The sequence below is a fragment of the Stenotrophomonas sp. NPDC077659 genome, from assembly GCF_050268705.1.
In the GTDB taxonomy this organism is placed as follows: Bacteria; Pseudomonadota; Gammaproteobacteria; order Xanthomonadales; family Xanthomonadaceae; genus Stenotrophomonas.
On the sequence record NZ_JBNNHG010000025.1, the window covers coordinates 18,408 to 36,574 of the forward strand.

Consider the following 18,167-nt stretch of genomic DNA (forward strand, 5'->3'; position numbering starts at 1 on the left):
AGAGCACTACCTTGACATGGTAGGGGTCACAGGTTCGAACCCTGTACCGCCCACCACGAAGTCCCTTCAACAGGGGCTGTCGTGACCTGAAAAGCCCGGCCCTGGCGCCGGGTTTTTACGTAGCAAGGCCAGCTTTCGGGCGGCACGAACAAGATGGGCGGTTAGCTCAGCGGTAGAGCACTACCTTGACATGGTAGGGGTCACAGGTTCGAACCCTGTACCGCCCACCATCTGGCTCCCGGCATTGCCGGTGCAGCGATGGAAACAGGAAAGCCGACCCGAGGGGTCGGCTTTTTTGTTGCGTGGTCGCCGCTCTTCAGAACTGGATCATGCTGCACATCTTCACCGGCCGTTCGCTGCGCACCAGCCCTTTGTCCATCCGGCACTGGCGCACGCGCTCCTCGGCCTTGCTCCGGCAGTCTGGGCAAAGCGCGGCCAGCGCGCTGTCCTTGCCCTGCGCGGCGGTGCAGATGCGTTCGGCGTGGGCGCGGCATGCCTCGTTGGCGCGCTCCGGCGAAACGACCTCGCCCAGTGCATTGACGAAGCGGTAATCCGCAAACGGCTGCGGCAGCGCGCATTCCTGCCGCGCACCAGCAACGAACGCGGCTTCAAGCTGCCGCCGCAGCTGCGCGCCCTGGCGATCACAGTCGGCGACCAGGGAGCGCGATGCGGCTGGCGACATCTGGGGGTGCACGTAGACCGGGCGGGTACGCATCTCGCTGCCGAACGGGCAGCAGCCCGCAAGCAGCATGATGGCGAGCAACAGCACTGAACAAGCAACACTCCGGGTCTTCATGGCGCATCCTTTCGGTACGGCCGCATTCTGTCATCGGGTATGCCCGGGAGGATGAATCGCGGCTGGCAATCAGTGCACGGCCGGCCTGCCGAGACTGAAACGGTGGCGCAGCTGCCAGTGGCCGTTGATCTGATGCGATACCGCCAGCGCGTGTGACGTCCCGCCCTCGCTGCGTTCCCATTGCAGCAGACTGTCCTTGCCCAGGTGCAGCTGCAGGCAAAGCCGTGATCCGCTGGCCGGGAGTGCAGGGCCTGCATCCACGCCACCGATGCCGACGCTGGACAGGAGCGCGTGCAACAGCAGCAGGGCAAGCATCGGCATGGCGCGGTGCTCCGGAGAAGGGAGCCCAGCGTGTCATCGGCCCCGGCCAACCGGAACCGGCATGTGACGAAGCGGGGAATTGCGCGTGCCAAGGGCTGGCAGCAGGGATGAATCCGGGCGCTGGCGGGCTGGACCGCGCGCGTCTGCGCTCGCCGACGGGCGCTTGCCGGCCGCACGTCGGCGGTCAGGCTGCGGCGTACACCTGGCGCAGGTTGCGCAGCGTCGACTGCCGATGGGCCGTGGCGCAGGGTTCGTCCATCTCCAGTTCCTGCAGCCGCAGGCCAACCAGGGTCATCGACAGCGCATAGCCGCGGGCGGCATCGGCGACGCGCGCCACGCCCAGTGCCCGGCGCACCAGCGCATCGATGTGGGCCTGGTCGGGCATCAGGCCGAGGTAAGCGCGCTCGGCGCTGTCCAGGTCGGGCGCATGCAGGATCGCCTGCGCATCGGTGGGGAAGGAGACGGAGGCCATGGGGGTGTCCTTGTCCGGTGCAGGGCGCTCGATCAGAACGAGCGCATCAGGGAAATGAAGGCAGGCTGCTGCGCGTTGCGGCGAGCCATCAGGCTGTCCTTGACCGCATCGCCGAACCATTGGCTGGCGACCATACCGGTGGCGCGCCACCGGGTGCCCCGGCGAAAAGGCGCTTGCCCTGCCATGCCAGGGCCGGCACCACCAGCGGCTTGTCGCCGTAGTGCGCGTACGCACCGGCGGTGGCACCGACGGTGATGCCGGCCTGCACGCCCGGTGCCTGTTGCTGGACCATGGCCAGCAACGGCGTGGAGAGAACGACGGTGCACAGCCGGGGGCGCAGCAGGGCAGGGGGCAGCGGGAACATCGAAGGGTGCTTTTCAGGAGGCCGCGTTGCATCGTGAAGGGGCAACATTGTCGGAACATTGCGCTCTGGCAATGTCCGCGCATGGGTCTCATCCATGCCCGGCAGGCACTATCATCGGCTACGTTTCCGGTAGCCGAGCCCACGATGCGCATCCTCCTGGTGGAAGACGATCCCGATCTCTCGCGGGCCCTGCAGTCCGGGCTGGAGCGTCAGGGCGTGGTTGCCGATGTGGTTGGCAGCCTGGCCGGAGCCGCGCTGGCCCTGCGCGAACCGGTGCACCAGCTGCTGCTGCTCGACCGCCAGCTTCCCGATGGTGATGGTGCCGGTTTCGTCGCCACTGCGCGTGCGCTGCGGCCGAACCTGGCAGTGATCATGCTGACCGCCAAAGGCACGCTGGCAGACAAGGTGGAGGGCCTGGATGTCGGTGCCGACGATTACCTGGTCAAGCCGGTGGCGATGGACGAGCTGATGGCGCGTATCCGCGCGGTGTCGCGGCGTCCCTCAGCGATGGTCACCCCGCGTCTGCGCCTGGGGAACTTCGAGTTCGACTTCGAATCGCTGCAGGCGCAGGTTGACGGACAGCCGCTGGCGCTGCCGCGCAGGCAGGTGCTGGTACTGCAGGCACTGGCAATGCGGCAGGGACGCACCGTCACCCGCAGTGCATTGGAGGCGGCGGTGTACGGCTTTGACGATGAGATCCAGTCCAATGCACTGGACGCGCACATTTCCAGGCTGCGCAAGGCGTTGCAGCAGGCCGGTGCGAGCGTGGAGATCCATGTCATCCGCGGCGTCGGCTATCTGCTGGCGGAGACCTGAAATGGCCAGGCAGATCCGTTCGATCACGCTCGGCCTGGCCTGGCGCCTGTTCCTCGCGCAGGCATTCACCGTGTTGTTCGCCGTGGTAGCGCTGATCCTGACCTGGGGCGACAAGGAATCCTGGGGCATGGACATGTTCACCGCCGAGGACGTCGCCAGGGCCGTGCACGGAAAGGGCGCACACCTGGTGCTGGACGAAGCGCGATGGCAGGCGTTGAACGCCCGCGAAGGCGGAAACCTCTGGTTCGTGGCCGTCGATGACCGCGGCATCTGGCTGGAACGCGGCAAGGTGCCGGCCATCCATGCGCCGTTGCTGGCGCGCCTGCCAGCGTTGGGTGCGACGGAAGTGGGATCGTTGGTGCCGCCGTACCTGGATGTGGCACGGGTGATGGTGCGCAATGAGGATGGCCGCCGCATCACGGTGATGGCCGGTGGCGCGCCCAAGGGCGGGCTGGTGGATGGTGCGCTGATGGTGCTGCGCCTGATCGGCTTCTGGTTCTTCCTGCCACTGATCGTGGTCACCCTGCTGGTCATGCCCACCGTCATCCACCGCGCCATGCGTGGCGTGCGCAGGCTGGCCCAGCAGGCCAGGGCGCTGGACATCGGCCAGCCGGGCGCGCGCCTGGACGAGCAGCTGGTGTCCACCGAGGTCGCGCCGCTGGTAGGCGCGTTCAACGATGCCATCGACAAAGTGCAGCAGGGCTACGCGGTGCGTGACAAGTTCCTGGCCGATGCCGCGCATGAGCTGCGCGTGCCCATCGCGGTGGTGCAGGCCCGGTTGTCGCAGCTGCCGCAGGGTGAACTGAAATCGCAGCTGCTGACCGACGTCGCGCGGCTGGGCAACGTGGCCGAGCATCTGCTCGACCTGCAGCGCCTGGATCGCAACATCAGCACGCTGCAGCAGGTGGATCTGGCCCATGTGGTGCGGGAATCGGCGGCGGAGCTGGCCCCTCTGGTGGTCGGCGCCGGTTATGGCTTCGAAGTGGATGCGCCGGACGCACCGGTGTGGATCCAGGGCGATGGCCTCGCGCTGGGGCGGGTGATGGCCAACCTGGTGCACAACGCCATCGTCCATGGTGGCGGTCGCGGCACGATCTGCGTGCGCCTGGATGCGCAGGGCCTGCTGGAGGTCAGCGACCAGGGCGCAGGCGTGCCGGTGGGGGATCGCGAGGCTATCTTCGAGCCCTTCCATCGGCTGCGTGCCGCCGGCAGTGGCAGCGGCCTGGGCCTGCACCTGGTGAAGGAAATCGTGCAGCATCACGGCGGCAGCGTCAGCGTGGCCGAAGCGGTGGGCGGCGGCGCCAGCTTCCGGATCACTTTCCAGCGCGGCAGCCTGCGCCGCTGAAAGCGCCCACAGCGGTGCGCGGGCTTGCCTGATAGGCAGCAACGGCGCAGCGCGGCGACGCTGGGCGGATGCGCGCTGTTGCCGAACCTGCCCCGCTGCTGGGGCCTGCCTGTGCCGCCGGCCTGGTGCTGGGGGCGCAGGCCTGCGTATTGCTGCCCCAGCTGCCCGCGTACTTGCTGTGCATCGGCCTGGCACTGCTGGCGCTGGTCGGCTGGGCCTGGCCGTGGCGCGGGCGCGCATTGGCGGCTGCGGTGTTCGGTATGGCCTGGGCGGGATGCCATGGTCACGCCGCCCTGCAGCAGCAGGTGCCGCCGGGTGCGGCCGCGCGGGATGTGCGGGTCCATGGGCGGGTTGTCGATCTGCCGCTGCATCGTGAGGACCACAGCCGTTTCCTGTTTGACGTGGAGGAGGCGGCAGCGTGGCCCGCGCTGCGCGGGCGCCGCCTGCAGGTCAGCTGGCATGAGCACTGGCGCTCCCGTCGCCCCGATCCTCTGCGCGGCACGCTGCGGGCGGGCGCCCGCTGGGAACTGACGTTGCGCGTGCGGCCGCCGCGATCGCGGATCAATCCCGGTGGGTTCGATGCAGAACGCCATGCACTGCTGCAGGGGCTGGCGGGCAACGCCAGCGTGCGCGCGCCGGACGCTGCGCGGCAGCTGCACGGCGCGCAGGGTCTGGCCGCTTGGCGCGAACGCTGCAGTGCCGCCATCGCCGCGCAGGTGGGCCGTCCCTCGGCACGGTTCATCCAGGCGCTGGCGCTGGGTGATACCCGTGGCTTGACCGACACCGACTGGGAGCAGTTGCGCGCACTGGGCCTGACCCACCTGATTGCCATCTCCGGCTTCCATGTCGGTCTGGTGGCGGGGTTTGCCGCTGTGCTGTGCGCCGGCCTGTGGTGGCTGTGGCCAGCACTCGCGCGTGCCTGGCCACGCCCGCAGGCGGCTGCCTGTGCTGCGGCGTTGGCCGCTGCTGGCTATACGCTGTTGGCCGGCAGCGAGCTGCCCACGGTACGCACCGCGCTGATGATCGCGGCGGTGGCAGCGGCGCGCGCCAGCCGACGGCCCTTGGGTACGGCGCAGGCACTGGCGTTGGCAGCCACCGTGATGCTGTTGCCGGCGCCGCTGTCGGTGCTGTCGGCAGGGTTCTGGCTCAGCTTCGGCGGCGTGCTGTGGCTGCTGTGGTGCCTGCCGCAGCGTCCACCGGCGGGTATCGCCGGCGTGCTGCGCACGGCCCTGGCCGGGCAGGGCGTGGCCAGCGTGGCGCTGCTGCCCTTGGCGGCGGTGTTGTTTGGTGGCACGTCGTGGCTGGGGCCGTTGGTCAACCTGCCGGTCATTCCCTGGTGGAGCCTGCTGGTGGTGCCGCTGGCCCTGCTCGGCACGGGTCTGCAGGCCCTGTACGAAGGCGCGGGCGCGTGGCCGTGGCGTGCGGCCGCGTGGCTGTTCGATTTCAGCTGGGGGCTGCTGCAGCCACTGGCCCGGCACCCGCAGGCGATGTGGTGGCTGCCGCAGGCACCGGGCTGGGCGCTGCCTGCGGCGCTGGCCGGGGTGTTCTGGTGGTTGCTGCCGCGCGGTGCCGGGGGGGGGCTTGCAGGCGCGCTGCTGTGCCTGCCGCTGCTATGGCCGGCCCGGCCGGCGCCACGCCAGGGCGAGGTGGAACTGCTGGTGCACGACGTGGGGCAGGGCGCTGCGGTGCTGCTGCGCACGGCCACGCATGCGCTCTGGTACGACACTGGACCGCCCATGGGCGAGGGGTATGAGCGGATCCTGCTGCCGGCCGCGCGCGCGCTGGGGCAGGCGCCGCCGGCGCAGGTGATGCTCAGCCACGACCACCTGGACCATGCCGGGGCGCTGCCGGCGCTGCGGCGGTCGCGGCCCGGCCTGCAGGTGCTGGCCCCGCCGGGCAGCCAGATCGAGGGTGCCCGGCCGTGCGTCCAAGGCATGCGCTGGCAGTGGGACGGGGTGGACTTCCAGGTGCTGCATCCGCCCGCCGGCGGCGCCGAGCGCGACAATGAAGCCAGCTGCGTGCTGCGCGTGGCCAGCGCGCATGGGGTGGCGCTGCTGCCGGGCGACATCGGCCGCCAGGCCGAACAGGCGCTGCTGCAGGCGGGCACGGCGGCCCTGCGTGCCGATGTGGTGCTGGTGCCGCACCACGGCAGTGGTGGCAGTTCGACGGCGGGTTGGGTCGCCGCCGTGGCGCCGCAGCTGGCCGTGGTCTCGGCCGGTCACCAGAACCGCTTCGGTCACCCGAAACGTGATGTGGTGCAGCGCTGGCAGGCGACCGGCGCCGAAGTGCTGGCCACGGCCGAGTCCGGCGCCATCCGCGTATGGCTTGGCGCACAAGGGCTGCAGGTGCGTGAACAGCGTATCCACGCGGCGCGGTGGTGGGATGCCGCTGGGCGGGCGCGGTCGGCTGCTATCCTATCGCCGATCAAACAAGCGGCCGTTGGGCCGGAGGGTTGAAACGTGTGGGAACTGGTCAAGGCCGGTGGCTGGCCGATGGTGCCGCTGCTGCTGTTGGGCGTACTGGCTTTGGCGATCGTCCTGGAGCGTTTCTGGTCCCTGCGGCGCAATGAGGTGCTGCCGCCCGGCCTCGGCCAGGAAGTGCGCAACTGGGCCGCACGCGGCAAGCTCGACCCGGCCCACCTGCAGACCCTGCGGGCGAACTCGCCGCTGGGCGCGCTGCTGGCTGCCGCGCTGGAAGCCCGCAACCGTCCGCGCGACCAGATCCGCGAGCGCATCGAGGACACCGGTCGCCACCTGGTCCACCGCATGGAGCGCTTCCTCAATGCGCTGGGGACCATCGCCTCGGCGGGGCCGCTGCTGGGCCTCCTTGGCACGGTCATCGGCATGATCCAGATGTTCCTGGGCATCCTCGACCACGGCGTGGGCGATGTGAACCAGCTGGCCGGTGGCATCGGCAAGGCGCTGGTGTGCACGGCCACCGGCATGATCGTCGCCATCCCGGCGTTGATGTTCCACCGTTTCTTCAAGGGTCGCATCCACGGCTACGTGGTGGAGATGGAACAGGAGGCCAGCGCCCTGCTGGATACGCTGGACGGTCGTCCCGGGGTGATGAACCCCGCCGCGCCACCGCGCGCCGCCGCACCTGCCACGGCCAAGGCCTGATCGATGCGCATCGGCAACGACCGATCCCAGGATGAGCCGCATATCGATCTGGTACCGCTGATCGACGTCATCCTGGTGCTGATCATCTTCTTCGTGGTCACCACCACGTTCGACGCGCGCTCGACCCTGCAGGTGCAGCTGCCCACCGCCAGCGACCCGCAGACCAACGAGCCGCCGCGTTCGCTCAGCGTGCTGATCAACGCCGACGGCCATTACTTCGTCAACGACCAGGAAGTACTGCGCACCGACGTCGAGTCGGTCAAGCAGGCCATCGCTGGGGTGGCGGGTAGTGACCGCCAGCAGGCCGTGCTGCTGCGCGCCGACGCGCGCACCCCCTACCAGGCCGTGGTCACCGCGCAGGACGCGCTGGGCCAGCTCGGCTTCCGTCGTATCGCCATCGCAACAGCGCCAGAGGTGCGTCCATGAGTTCCAATCACGCGCCGGTGTGGCCGATCTACAAACGCCTGCTCGGCTATACCCGGGCCTACTGGGTGTTCATGGTGGCCGCCGTCATCGCGATGGTGGTCGAGGCCCTGGCGGGCTACCACTTCACCAAGCTGATGGAGCCGCTGGTCAACGAGGGCTTCGTCGACCCGCAGCCGCGCGCTGCCGTCGTGCTGCCGCTGACCATCCTCGGACTGTTCCTGATGCGCAGCCTGGCCACCTGGGTCAGCGATTACACCCTGGCCAGGACCGGCCGCAGCGTGGTCCGTGACCTGCGTGAGCAGGTCCTGGACAAGTACCTGCACCTGCCGTCCTCGCACTTCGATACCGAAGCGACGCCGGTGATGGTCAGCCGCCTGAACTTCGACACCGAGCAGGTCACCCAGGCGAGCGCGGATGCGCTGAAGACCATGGTGGCCGACACCCTGACCATCATCGCGATGCTGGTGGTGATGCTGCAGATGAGCGTCAAGGTGACCCTGGCCATGCTGCTGGTGGTGCCGCTGATCGGCGCCATCGTGTCCTACGTGGGCAAGCGCTACCGGCGCATCAGCCGCGGCATCCAGGACGGCATGGGCACCATGGCGCAGACCGCCGAACAGTCCTTGGCCGCGCAGCAGGAAGTGAAGGTGCACGGCACCCAGCAGCACGAGATCAGCCGCTACTCGCGCCTGGCCAACCGCATGCTGGCGCTGAACATGAAGGTGGAAGTGACCCGCGCGGCCGCCTCCAGCGTGGTCCAGTTCCTGGCCGCGCTGGCGCTGGCGGTGATCGTCTGGGTGTCGACCCGTGAAGCGCTGGCCGGCAAGCTCAACGCCGGCCAGTTCATGGGCCTGATGACCTCGATGATGGCCATCATTCCCTCGCTGCGGCGCCTGACCAGCGTGCAGACCTCGATCTCGCGCGGCGTGGCCGCTGCCGAGCGCCTGTTCGGCATCATCGACATGCCGGTCGAGCGGGATGCCGGTCGCACGCCGCTGCAGCGAGCCCGTGGCGAGCTGGCCTTCGAGCACGTCATGCTGCGCTACCGCGCCGACAGCGGCATCGCCCTGGATGACATCACCTTCGTTGCCAAGCCCGGCACCGTCACCGCCATCGTCGGCCGTTCCGGCAGCGGCAAGACCAGCCTGATCCGCCTGGTGCCGCGCTTCTATGAGCCCAGTGGCGGGGTCATCACCCTCGATGGCGTGGCGCTGGACGATTACGCGCTGGCCGATCTGCGTCGCCAGGTGGCGATGGTCGGGCAGAAGGTCATGTTGTTCGATGACACCATCGCCGCCAACATCGCCTATGGCATGGACGCGACCGATGAGCAGATCCGCGCTGCGGCCGAAGCGGCCAATGCCTGGGAGTTCATCGCGCGCATGCCGCAGCAGCTGCAGACCCCGGTGGGCGAGAACGGTGCGCTGCTGTCGGGCGGCCAGCGTCAGCGCCTGGCGATCGCCCGCGCCATTCTGCGCGATGCGCCGATCCTGATCCTGGACGAAGCCACCGCTGCGCTGGACAACGAGTCCGAGCGCCTCGTGCAGGACGCGCTGCAGCGCCTGATGCCCGAGCGCACCACCCTGGTGATCGCGCACCGCCTGTCCACCATCGAACACGCCGACCAGGTACTGGTGATGGACCACGGCCGCATCGTCGAACGTGGTACCCACAGGGAGCTGCTGGACATGGGGGGGCTGTACCAGCACCTGCACAGCATGCAGTTCCGCGAAAGGCAGGACTGATGGCAGGCAAGGGTACCCAGACCCCGCCGTACTGGTACGACGGCAGCCCGGTTCCATGGCCCATGCGGCTGCTGGCCCCGGTCTATGCCGGCGTGGCCGCGCTGCGCCGCCGCCTGTACCGGCGTGGCTGGTTCAAGCGGCATGCGCTGCCGGTGCCGGTCATCGTGGTCGGCAACATCACCGCCGGCGGCACCGGCAAGACCCCGTTGACCATCGCCCTGGTCGAGCGCCTGCGCGCGGCGGGCTGGAAGCCGGGCGTGGCCAGCCGCGGCTATGGTCGCGAAGAAGCGGACAAGGCGCGCTGGGTCGAGGCCGATACGCCGACCGCACTCGGCGGTGACGAACCCGTCCTGATCGCGTGGAAGACCGGCGTGCCGGTGCGCGTGGACAGCGACCGCGTGGCTGCCGGCAAGGCGCTGATCGCGGAAGGCTGCGATGTCATCGTCTGCGACGACGGCCTGCAGCATTACCGCCTGCAGCGCGACATCGAGATTGAAGTGGTCGATGCGCAGCGCCGCTACGGCAACGGCCGGATGATTCCCGCCGGGCCGTTGCGCGAGCCGGTCGGCCGTGCCGACGAATGCGATTTCCGGGTGGTCAACCTTGGCCAGGCCGATGAAACCACTGCGGCACAGGCCTGCGGTTTCGGCCAGTGGCCGATGGCCCTGCATATCGACAGCGCGCAGCCGCTGGCCGGTGGCCGGCCCCGCCCGCTGGCCTGTTTCGCGGGCCAGCGCGTACATGCGGTGGCCGGCATCGCCCACCCGCAGCGGTTCTTCGACATGCTGCGGGCGCGCCGCATCGGCGTGGTGCCGCATGCCTTTGCCGACCACCAGGTCTACCAGCCGCAGGACCTGTCCTTCGGCAGCCAGCTGCCGGTGCTGATGACCGAAAAGGATGCGGTGAAGTGCCGTGCCTTCGGCAACGACTGGCATTACGCCGTGCCGCTGCGTGCCGAACTGCCGGCCGCCTTCTGGGTGGCCCTGACTGACCGCCTGGGCAAGCTGCGCCCGGACTGAGCGGCTGCGCGGCGCTTGCAATTGCCTGCCGCCGGCCGCATTCCCGTTGTATCGCGCCTGCCGAGTACCGCCCGCATGACCGAATTCGTTGTCGCCATTCCGGCCCGCTTCGCCGCCTCCCGGCTGCCAGGCAAGCCCCTGCGCCTGCTGGGCAGTGAGCCGCTGGTGCTGCACGTGGCACGCCGCGCGCTGCTGGCCGGCGCCCGCGAGGTCTGGGTGGCCACCGATGACAGCCGCATCGCCGATGTGCTCGACGGGCTGGCTGAGGTGAAGGTGGCGATGACCGCGGCCGGCCACGCGTCCGGCACCGACCGGCTGGCCGAGTGCGCGCGCATCGCCGGCTGGTCCGACGAGACCGTGGTGGTCAACCTGCAGGGCGATGAGCCGTTCGCTCCGGCCGCCGGCATCCGCGCCGTGGCCCAGGCGCTGGTGGAGGGCGAAGCGGCGATGTCGACCCTGGCCACGACCGTCGAGGATGCCCACACCCTGTTCGACCCGAACGTGGTCAAGCTGGTGCGCAACGTACGCAACGAAGCGATGTACTTCAGCCGTGCGCCGATCGCCTGGCATCGCGATGGCTTCGCGCGCAGCCGCGATGTGTTGCCGGAAGGCCATCGCTGGCTGCGCCATATCGGCATCTACGGCTATCGCGCCGGCTTTCTGCAGCAGTTCGCGGCGATGCCGCCGGGCCAGCTGGAGCAGGTCGAGGCACTGGAACAGCTGCGCGTGCTGGAAGCGGGTTTCCCGATCAGCGTGGCCCTTTCGCCTGAACCTTTCCCGCCGGGCATCGACACCCCCGAAGATCTGGCTCGTGCCGAAGCTTTGCTGCAGTCCCTGGCCACGCGATGAACCTGCTGGTGGTCTGCCTGGGCAACATCTGCCGCTCGCCGATGGCCGAGGGTGCACTGCGTGCGCGCCTGCAGGCTTCGCCGCTTTCAGGCCGTGTCCAGGTGGATTCGGCCGGCACCGGTGATTGGCACGCCGGCGAGCCACCGGACCGCCGCGCCATTGCCTGTGCCGCACGCCACGGCGTGGATATCGGCGGCCTGCGAGCACGCCAGCTGCAGGCGGCGGATTTCGACCGTTTCGACTGGATCCTCTGCGCCGACGAGGCCAACCTGCGCGACGCCGCGCGCTTGGCCACGCCTGCCCGGCGCGACCGCCTCTCGCTGTACCTGCCCTGGTCGGGCGGGCAGGGTGCCCGGGCCATCCCCGACCCCTATACCGGCGGCCAGGACCACTTCGAGCAGGTCTGGGCGATGGTCGATCAGGCGGCAGAACGTGTCGTGGCACGACTGTTGCATGACGCCGACTCCGGCATAATCAGGCCATGAACGCACAGCCCGTCCCGGACCTGCCCGAGTTTGCCACCTGGCTCAACGCTGCCCCCTGCACCTTGACCGAACTGCGTGGCCGCCCGGTCGCACTGCTGTTCGTCAACGCCGCGTCGGCCTGGAGCATGCAGCGCATGGCCGAGTTCGGCCAATGGCTGTCGCGCAACCCCGGCCGCCTGCAGCCCCTGGTGCTGCATGTGCCACGCTTCGACTTCGAACGCGATGCTGCCGCCGCGCTGAAACTGCTGCGTCGGCAGGGGCTGTCGATGCCGGTGCTGCTCGATGGTGACTGGGATGGCTGGCGCCGTTTCGGTGTGACGGCGTGGCCAACGGTCGTCCTGCTCGACGCCCAGGGCCGCGAGCAGCAGCGCCTGGTCGGTCTGGGCGCGCCGGGCGAGCTGGAGCGCGCCCTGAACGCGCTGTGCGAGGGTGCGCCGCCGGCACCACCGCGGGGTGGCAGCGAGCTGCATCCCGAACTGCCACATACGCTGCGCTTCCCGTCTGGCCTGGCGGTCAATCGTGATCGCCTGTACATCGCCGACAGTGGCCGCCATCGCATTCTCGAGTGCAGCCATGGCGGGCGCGTGCTGCGCCAGTTCGGGCTGGGCACCGCCGATTTCATGGACGGCAACCTGGCCGAAGCCGCCTTCCACCGCCCGCAGGGGTTGGTGCTGGAGCGTGAATCGCTGTATGTGGCCGATACTGGCAATCACGCGGTGCGCCGCATCAACCTGTCCACCGGCCAGGTTGACACCCTGTGCGGCAATGGTCGTCCCGGTACGCCGGTCGAAGGCCCGGTGGCGCAACCTCGCCAAGTGGCGCTGGACCACCCGGTCGGTCTGGCCATCGCCGACAACCAGCTGCATATCGCCATGGCCGGCGACAACCGGCTGTGGAGCTTCCATCTCGGCCTGCGCAGCCTGCAGTGGCGCGCCGGCAGCGGCGCCATCGACGAGCGCGATGGCAGTGGCCACATGGCCGCCTTTGCCCAGCCCACCGGGCTGGCGGTGGTGCAGCAGGTGCTGTACGTGGCCGACGCGCTGGGGTCTTCGATCCGTGCAGTGCAGTTGCGCGGCGACCTGGTGCAGACCCTGGTCGGGCAGGGCACGTGGCGCTTCGGCGAAGACGACGGCCCGCGCGCGCAGGCCAGCCTGCAGTTCCCGCAGGCCATCGCCCTCAGCCCGGACGCACCGGAGCTGTGGATTGCCGACACCGGCAACGGTCGCCTGCGCACCCTGCGCCTGGGCGGCGGTGATCTGGTCACCCAGCCGCTGCCGCGCCGCCTGCACGGCCCGGCGGGTCTGACGGTGGGTGCCGGTGCGGTGTGGATCGCCGAGACCGACGCGCACGCCGTGCTGCGTTTTGATCCCGACAGCGGCGTGCTCAGCGACGTGCCGATCAGCGAATGACCGACGTCACCGCACCGGCCTTCGACGGCAAGGCCTTCGCGGCCCAGTTGAGCACCGCCCCCGGCGTCTACCGCATGTATGCGGCCGACGACACCCTGTTGTACGTGGGCAAGGCACGCGCGCTGCGCAACCGCGTGGGCAGCTACTTCAACGGCAGCCCGAAGAACGCGCGCATCATGTCGATGCTCTCGCAGATCGCGCGCATGGACGTGACCGTCACCCGTTCGGAAGGCGAAGCGCTGCTGCTGGAAAACCAGCTGATCAAATCGCTGTCGCCGCGCTACAACGTGTCCCTGCGCGACGACAAGACCTACCCGCACGTGCTGCTGACCCGCGAGGACTGGCCGCGCATTGCCCTGCACCGGGGGCCGCGTGCCATTCCCGGCCGCTACTTCGGGCCGTACCCCGGCGTCACCGCGGTTCGCGAAACGCTGAACCTGATGCACAAACTGTTCAAGCTTCGCAGCTGCGAGGACAGCGTGTTCCGCAACCGTTCGCGGCCGTGCCTGCAGTACCAGATCGGCCGCTGCAGCGCGCCCTGCGTGGATCTGGTGCCGGCCACGGAATACGCCGAATCGGTGCGCCGCGCCACGCTGTTCCTGGAAGGCAAGAGCGACGAACTGACCCGCGAACTGGGCGAGCAGATGCAGGGCGCCAGCGAGGCACTGGAGTTCGAGCAGGCCGCACGCCTGCGCGATCTCATCGCCTCGCTGCGCAGCATGCAGACCCGGCAGTACGTGGATGGCCGCGCTGCCGATCTGGACGTGCTGGCCGTGGCCATGCAGGGTTCGCAGGCCTGCGTGCTGCTGCTGGCCTTCCGTGATGGACGCAACCTGGGTACCCGCCCGTTCTTCCCCCGTACCAATGGCGAGGACAGCCCGGAAGAGGTGCTGGCCGCATTCGTGTCGCAGTACTACATCGAATTCGAACCGCCGCGCGAGATCCTGCTGGACCGGCAGATTCCCGATGCCGACCTGCTGGTGGCCGCGCTGTCGGCCTCGGCCGAGCGCAAGGTGCAGCTGAAGTGGAACGTGCGTGGCGAGCGCGCCGGCTATCTGGAACTGGCCAGCCGCAACGCCCAGCTGACCCTGGCCACTGAACTCAACAGCCGCAATGCGCAGCACGCACGCAGCGAAGCCCTGCGCGAGATGCTGGGCCTGGCCGAGCCGGTCAAGCGCGTGGAGTGCTTCGATATCAGCCACACGATGGGCGAAGCCACGGTGGCCTCCTGCGTGGTGTTCGATGCCGCTGGTCCGGTGCGCGCGCAGTATCGCCGCTACAACATCAGTGGCATCGAGCCGGGCGATGACTACGCCGCCATGCACCAGGCCATTGATCGCCGCTTCCGTCGTGCGGTGGAAGAGCAAGGCGTGCTGCCCGATGTGCTGCTGATCGACGGTGGCGCCGGCCAGTTGGCCCAGGCCCAGGCCGCGTTGGCCGACCTGGGCGTGGAAGGCGTGCTGCTGGTGGGCGTGGCCAAGGGCGTGGAGCGCCGTGCCGGCCACGAAGCCCTGGTGATGCCCGATGGCCGCGAGCTGCGCCCGGGCGCGGCCAATCCGGCGCTGCAGTTCATCCAGCAGGTGCGTGACGAGGCGCACCGTTTCGCCATCACCGGGCACCGCGGCCGCCGCCAGAAGGCGCGGATGACCAGCAAGCTGGAAGACATCCCCGGCATCGGCCCGCGCCGCCGCGCCAGCCTGCTCAAGCATTTTGGCGGCCTGGTCGGCCTGAAAGCCGCCGGCGAGGCTGAGATCGCCAGGGTCGAAGGCATCAATGACGCCCTGGCTGCACGCATCTACGCTAACCTGCACGGGTTGGCCACGCCAGACCCGGCCGAGTAGAGAGAGAAGCAAGCCGCATGAAGTTGACCCTGCCCACCTGGCTGACGTTGTTGCGGATCGTGATGATCCCGGTGCTGGTGCTGGTGTTCTACCTGCCCTACACCTGGACCAATTTCGCGTCTGCGGCGATCTTCGGCCTGGCTGCGATCACCGATTGGCTCGATGGCTGGATCGCGCGTCGGTACAAGCTGGAATCGGCGTTCGGTGCGTTCCTCGATCCGGTGGCGGACAAGCTGATGGTGGCCGTGGCGCTGTTCCTGATCGTGCAGGGCCACCCGACGCCGTGGATGGCGTTCTGGGCGGCGGTGATCGTCGGCCGCGAAATCGCGGTTTCGGCGCTGCGTGAGTGGATGGCCGAACTGGGCCAGCGCGCCAAGGTGCGCGTGGCGATGATCGGCAAGATCAAGACCACCGCGCAGATGATCGCGCTGCTGTGCCTGCTGTATTCGGTGGCACCGAACGTGCCGGTCAACGACATCTGGATGGGCCCGCCGGTATTCCATATCGGCGACTGGACCCTGGCCATTGCCGCCGTGCTGACCCTGTGGTCGGGCCTGCAGTACCTGCATGCGGCCTGGCCGAGCCTGCGCGAAGACGAACGCGCCGCCCGCGAGCGTTCGCGGCAGAAGAAGCTGGGCAACTGACCCCATGGTTGCAGCCATCCACGCATGGCGTGGATCTACTGGGCGGGGGGATCCATCCACGCAGGGCGTGGATCTACTGGGCGATGCATCCGTGGAGGGGGACGTAGTAGATCCACGCCATGCGTGGATAGACATTGGCGAAGCGCTGCGAAATTTCCTTGAAAAAACCGCTTGACGCCATTCCCGGAACAGGTAGAATTTCGCCTCCCAAGCGGGAATAGCTCAGTTGGTAGAGCGCAACCTTGCCAAGGTTGAGGTCGCGAGTTCGAGTCTCGTTTCCCGCTCCAGATTCAAGAAAAACGCTCCCGCACGGGGGCGTTTTTCGTTTGCGCGGTACATCGCTTCATCCTCACTTCACCGCCACCCCATCGCCCCGCCACGCGCGCTGGCGATGCTGCATCTCCGTTCCCCGGTGATGCCGCGATGACCCACATATCCTCTGCCTACGATCACGACCTGGTCATCGTCGGTGCAAGCTTTGCCGGTGCCGCCTGCGCATTGGCCGCCGCGCAATACGGCCTGCGCGTCTGCGTGCTTGAACGCAAGACGGACCCCGGCGAGCGCCTGCACACGACCGGCATCGTGGTGAAGGAAGCCATGGAACAGACCTGGCTGGGCCGGATCCCCGAGCGCCTTGTGCAGCGCGTTGCACGCGTGCGTCTGTACGCGCCCAACCTGCGCAGTGTGCAACTGGCCGCACCCGGCTATTACTTCCTCACCACCGATACGCCGAACCTGATGCGCTGGCTGGCCGACGAACTGCGTGCCAGCGGCGTGGATCTGCGCCTGCAGCAGGCCTTCACCCAGGCCGAGGCGGACGGCGACGGGTGGCGCGTGGAGGGGACATCGCGCTGCGCGTATCTCGTCGGTGCCGACGGTGCGCGTTCGCGCGTGGCGCAGCGCACGGGTCTGGGTCTGGTGCGCGACACGCTCTACGGCGTCGAGCGCGAATTCGACGGGCTGCAGTTGCCGCAGGGTGATGCGCTGCACTGCTTCGTCAGCAAGCGTTACGCACCGGGCTACATCGGTTGGGTTGCGCAGAATCCAACGGGCGTGCAGGTGGGGCTGGCGCTGCGGCATGATCCGAAGCGGGCGCGGGTGCCGGACATCGATGGCTTCATCGAGCACGTGCGCGCTGTTGCTGGTATCGATGCGGCCCTGCAGCCGTCAGCCACCCGCGTCGGATTGGTGCCGTGCGGGCGCCCTGATGGCCCGATCACCGGTCATCGATTGATCCTCACGGGCGATGCCGCCGGCATCGTCTCGCCGCTGTCGGCGGGCGGCATCCATTCGTCGTGGCGGCACGGATGGGCGGTGGGTGATGCCATCGGCCTGCATCTGCGCGGCAAAGGGCCTGCAGCGGAGCAGGTGGCCCGGCGCGTGGCGCCGACCTTCCGTCGCAAGCGCCTGTTGCGCTGGGCCATGGACCATATGCAGCAGGACTGGCCGCTCAACGCCCTGCTGCGCACTGCGGCGACGCGCCGCGTGGCCGAGCAGATCTACTTCCATCGACGCGGGGTGCGGGCATGACCATCAAGCTGAACGACGTGGCGTAAAGCGCGTGGAAAATCCTGTTGACGCCGTGCAGCAATATCGACACAATAGCGCTCCTTCGACGCAGGTCGAACGGAATCTGCGGGAATAGCTCAGTTGGTAGAGCGCAACCTTGCCAAGGTTGAGGTCGCGAGTTCGAGTCTCGTTTCCCGCTCCAGATCAGGAAAAACGCTCCCGCAAGGGGGCGTTTTTCGTTTGCGCCTGCTACGGGCGGCGCAGCTTCTGCCACGCCGTGGCCAGTGACACTGGCCATCAGCGCCAGCAGCAGGGTCAGGTCGGCCAGCAGCAACCACAGCAGGTGCATGCCGTACACCGGCGACTGATGCATCGCAGCCATCGCGAACGGGACCGACCACGCCAGCAGCAGCGCCCAGGCGATCAGCAGGCGCAGCCAGAGTCGATGCCATCGCCAAGGGCGCACGATCAGCAGCGTGACCGCAAGTTCGGCCGTGCTCATCAGGGCAAACGTGACAACCTTGCCGGTCGGGTAGGGCAGGATCGCGCCGGGCTCCAGTCCGCGCTGCATCCAGTAGTCGGCCTGGGTGCCGGCGTGGATCAGCGCGGCCATCAGCACAAGCCAGATCACGGCTGTCAGCAACCAGTACAGACGGCGGCGGCGCTCAGTCATGGGTGAGCTCGTTCCTTGAAGTGCGCGCGGCGGAACGCGTGGTCGCGGCCATTGCAGTGAAGGGTAGCAGGCGGGGCACCAACGCGTAGTACTGCGCCAGGCCCGGGCCGACGCTGCCGTGCGAGGCGAAGCCGACCTGGGCGCCATACCAGCGCACGCCCATCGGCACCAGGGTCCAGCAGAGATGGGCGCACGCGTCCGGGCGGGGCAGGGTACCGCACCGCGCCAGGCCCAGATCGGCATGCGTGAAGACTGTTGACGACGTGAAGGAATTTGGACACAATAGCGCTCCTTCGACGCAGGTCGAACGGAATCTGCGGGAATAGCTCAG

At 68.7% G+C, this 18,167-nt stretch carries 17 protein-coding genes, 4 tRNA genes and 1 pseudogene (1 of these 22 only partly in view); 17 read left to right on the top strand and 5 right to left on the bottom strand.

The window, feature by feature from the left end:
• Together ACQKDV_RS05870 and ACQKDV_RS05875 are read left to right on the top strand one after the other, a co-directional pair.
• Window positions 1-56: transfer RNA gene (locus ACQKDV_RS05870), tRNA-Val, on the top strand (it extends 119 nt beyond the left edge of the window).
• A 99-nt stretch (window positions 57-155) separates the two neighbouring features.
• A tRNA-Val gene (locus ACQKDV_RS05875) sits at window positions 156-230 on the top strand.
• A gap of 86 nt (window positions 231-316) precedes the next feature.
• Here ACQKDV_RS05875 and ACQKDV_RS05880 read toward each other — a convergent pair.
• The 4 genes from ACQKDV_RS05880 to ACQKDV_RS05895 form a co-directional block, all read right to left on the bottom strand.
• Window positions 317-796, bottom strand: coding sequence for a hypothetical protein (locus ACQKDV_RS05880; protein WP_427782841.1), 480 nt, complete (start codon window positions 794-796; stop codon window positions 317-319).
• A gap of 69 nt (window positions 797-865) precedes the next feature.
• A complete protein-coding gene (locus tag ACQKDV_RS05885; RefSeq protein WP_427782842.1) occupies window positions 866-1,117 on the bottom strand; it encodes a hypothetical protein in 252 nt (83 codons plus the stop codon).
• Between the two features lie 184 nt (window positions 1,118-1,301).
• Entirely contained in the window at window positions 1,302-1,589 is a 288-nt protein-coding gene (locus tag ACQKDV_RS05890; RefSeq protein WP_427782844.1) for a hypothetical protein, read from the bottom strand.
• An 88-nt stretch (window positions 1,590-1,677) separates the two neighbouring features.
• Window positions 1,678-1,953, bottom strand: coding sequence for a hypothetical protein (locus tag ACQKDV_RS05895; protein ID WP_427782845.1), 276 nt, complete (start codon window positions 1,951-1,953; stop codon window positions 1,678-1,680).
• 144 nt (window positions 1,954-2,097) lie between these two features.
• Here ACQKDV_RS05895 and ACQKDV_RS05900 point away from each other — a divergent pair, with 144 nt between their 5' ends.
• From ACQKDV_RS05900 to ACQKDV_RS05970, 15 genes are all read left to right on the top strand, one after another.
• Window positions 2,098-2,769 carry a response regulator transcription factor gene (locus tag ACQKDV_RS05900; RefSeq protein ID WP_427782846.1) on the top strand — a complete coding sequence of 224 codons (672 nt, stop codon included), beginning with the start codon at window positions 2,098-2,100 and terminating at the stop codon, window positions 2,767-2,769.
• A gap of 1 nt (window position 2,770) precedes the next feature.
• Complete coding sequence (locus ACQKDV_RS05905) at window positions 2,771-4,114, top strand: sensor histidine kinase (RefSeq protein ID WP_427782847.1); 1,344 nt, start codon at window positions 2,771-2,773, stop codon at window positions 4,112-4,114.
• A gap of 68 nt (window positions 4,115-4,182) precedes the next feature.
• Window positions 4,183-6,570, top strand: a complete 2,388-nt coding sequence (locus ACQKDV_RS05910; RefSeq protein WP_427782848.1) for a DNA internalization-related competence protein ComEC/Rec2 — start codon at window positions 4,183-4,185, stop codon at window positions 6,568-6,570.
• A gap of 3 nt (window positions 6,571-6,573) precedes the next feature.
• Window positions 6,574-7,236, top strand: a complete 663-nt coding sequence (locus tag ACQKDV_RS05915) for a MotA/TolQ/ExbB proton channel family protein (protein ID WP_427782849.1) — start codon at window positions 6,574-6,576, stop codon at window positions 7,234-7,236.
• Window positions 7,237-7,239: 3 nt separating this feature from the next.
• Window positions 7,240-7,662 carry an ExbD/TolR family protein gene (locus ACQKDV_RS05920; protein ID WP_427782850.1) on the top strand — a complete coding sequence of 141 codons (423 nt, stop codon included), beginning with the start codon at window positions 7,240-7,242 and terminating at the stop codon, window positions 7,660-7,662.
• On the top strand, window positions 7,659-9,407 hold the full coding sequence (gene msbA, locus ACQKDV_RS05925) for a lipid A export permease/ATP-binding protein MsbA (RefSeq protein ID WP_427782851.1): 1,749 nt from the start codon (window positions 7,659-7,661) through the stop codon (window positions 9,405-9,407). The genes ACQKDV_RS05920 and msbA overlap by 4 nt, the downstream gene beginning before the upstream one ends.
• Complete coding sequence (lpxK, locus tag ACQKDV_RS05930; protein WP_427782852.1) at window positions 9,407-10,426, top strand: tetraacyldisaccharide 4'-kinase; 1,020 nt, start codon at window positions 9,407-9,409, stop codon at window positions 10,424-10,426. Before msbA ends, lpxK begins: the two co-directional genes overlap by 1 nt.
• A gap of 75 nt (window positions 10,427-10,501) precedes the next feature.
• The gene (gene kdsB, locus ACQKDV_RS05935) at window positions 10,502-11,275 is read left to right on the top strand and encodes a 3-deoxy-manno-octulosonate cytidylyltransferase (protein ID WP_427782853.1); all 774 of its coding nucleotides are present in this window, start codon (window positions 10,502-10,504) and stop codon (window positions 11,273-11,275) included.
• A complete protein-coding gene (locus ACQKDV_RS05940) occupies window positions 11,272-11,760 on the top strand; it encodes a low molecular weight protein-tyrosine-phosphatase (RefSeq protein WP_427782854.1) in 489 nt (162 codons plus the stop codon). Before kdsB ends, ACQKDV_RS05940 begins: the two co-directional genes overlap by 4 nt.
• Window positions 11,757-13,169, top strand: a complete 1,413-nt coding sequence (locus ACQKDV_RS05945) for a hypothetical protein (RefSeq protein WP_427782855.1) — start codon at window positions 11,757-11,759, stop codon at window positions 13,167-13,169. Before ACQKDV_RS05940 ends, ACQKDV_RS05945 begins: the two co-directional genes overlap by 4 nt.
• The gene (uvrC, locus tag ACQKDV_RS05950) at window positions 13,166-15,010 is read left to right on the top strand and encodes an excinuclease ABC subunit UvrC (protein ID WP_427782856.1); all 1,845 of its coding nucleotides are present in this window, start codon (window positions 13,166-13,168) and stop codon (window positions 15,008-15,010) included. The genes ACQKDV_RS05945 and uvrC overlap by 4 nt, the downstream gene beginning before the upstream one ends.
• A gap of 17 nt (window positions 15,011-15,027) precedes the next feature.
• Window positions 15,028-15,654 (top strand): CDP-diacylglycerol--glycerol-3-phosphate 3-phosphatidyltransferase, encoded by a 627-nt coding sequence (pgsA, locus tag ACQKDV_RS05955; protein WP_427782857.1) that lies wholly within the window; start codon window positions 15,028-15,030, stop codon window positions 15,652-15,654.
• 211 nt (window positions 15,655-15,865) lie between these two features.
• Window positions 15,866-15,941 (top strand) — tRNA-Gly (locus ACQKDV_RS05960).
• A 136-nt stretch (window positions 15,942-16,077) separates the two neighbouring features.
• Complete coding sequence (locus ACQKDV_RS05965; protein ID WP_427782858.1) at window positions 16,078-17,184, top strand: NAD(P)/FAD-dependent oxidoreductase; 1,107 nt, start codon at window positions 16,078-16,080, stop codon at window positions 17,182-17,184.
• Between the two features lie 105 nt (window positions 17,185-17,289).
• A tRNA-Gly gene (locus tag ACQKDV_RS05970) sits at window positions 17,290-17,365 on the top strand.
• Window positions 17,366-17,828: 463 nt separating this feature from the next.
• On the opposite strand, the pseudogene ACQKDV_RS05975 reads toward ACQKDV_RS05970, so the two are convergent.
• Window positions 17,829-18,167 (bottom strand): annotated as a pseudogene (locus tag ACQKDV_RS05975) (hypothetical protein); the annotation flags it as partial.

Excerpts from the sequence above, each read along its gene's own strand:
- ACQKDV_RS05945 (WP_427782855.1), top strand. The coding sequence starts at position 11,757 with ATGAACGCACAGCCCGTCCCGGACCTGCCCGAGTTTGCCACCTGGCTC.
- ACQKDV_RS05910 (WP_427782848.1), top strand. The coding sequence starts at position 4,183 with ATGCGCGCTGTTGCCGAACCTGCCCCGCTGCTGGGGCCTGCCTGTGCC.
- uvrC (WP_427782856.1), top strand. The coding sequence starts at position 13,166 with ATGACCGACGTCACCGCACCGGCCTTCGACGGCAAGGCCTTCGCGGCC.
- lpxK (WP_427782852.1), top strand. The coding sequence starts at position 9,407 with ATGGCAGGCAAGGGTACCCAGACCCCGCCGTACTGGTACGACGGCAGC.
- ACQKDV_RS05905 (WP_427782847.1), top strand. The coding sequence starts at position 2,771 with ATGGCCAGGCAGATCCGTTCGATCACGCTCGGCCTGGCCTGGCGCCTG.
- ACQKDV_RS05920 (WP_427782850.1), top strand. The coding sequence starts at position 7,240 with ATGCGCATCGGCAACGACCGATCCCAGGATGAGCCGCATATCGATCTG.
- ACQKDV_RS05880 (WP_427782841.1), bottom strand. The coding sequence starts at position 796 with ATGAAGACCCGGAGTGTTGCTTGTTCAGTGCTGTTGCTCGCCATCATG.
- ACQKDV_RS05940 (WP_427782854.1), top strand. The coding sequence starts at position 11,272 with ATGAACCTGCTGGTGGTCTGCCTGGGCAACATCTGCCGCTCGCCGATG.
- ACQKDV_RS05895 (WP_427782845.1), bottom strand. The coding sequence starts at position 1,953 with ATGTTCCCGCTGCCCCCTGCCCTGCTGCGCCCCCGGCTGTGCACCGTC.
- ACQKDV_RS05885 (WP_427782842.1), bottom strand. The coding sequence starts at position 1,117 with ATGCCGATGCTTGCCCTGCTGCTGTTGCACGCGCTCCTGTCCAGCGTC.
- ACQKDV_RS05965 (WP_427782858.1), top strand. The coding sequence starts at position 16,078 with ATGACCCACATATCCTCTGCCTACGATCACGACCTGGTCATCGTCGGT.
- ACQKDV_RS05890 (WP_427782844.1), bottom strand. The coding sequence starts at position 1,589 with ATGGCCTCCGTCTCCTTCCCCACCGATGCGCAGGCGATCCTGCATGCG.
- kdsB (WP_427782853.1), top strand. The coding sequence starts at position 10,502 with ATGACCGAATTCGTTGTCGCCATTCCGGCCCGCTTCGCCGCCTCCCGG.
- msbA (WP_427782851.1), top strand. The coding sequence starts at position 7,659 with ATGAGTTCCAATCACGCGCCGGTGTGGCCGATCTACAAACGCCTGCTC.
- pgsA (WP_427782857.1), top strand. The coding sequence starts at position 15,028 with ATGAAGTTGACCCTGCCCACCTGGCTGACGTTGTTGCGGATCGTGATG.
- ACQKDV_RS05900 (WP_427782846.1), top strand. The coding sequence starts at position 2,098 with ATGCGCATCCTCCTGGTGGAAGACGATCCCGATCTCTCGCGGGCCCTG.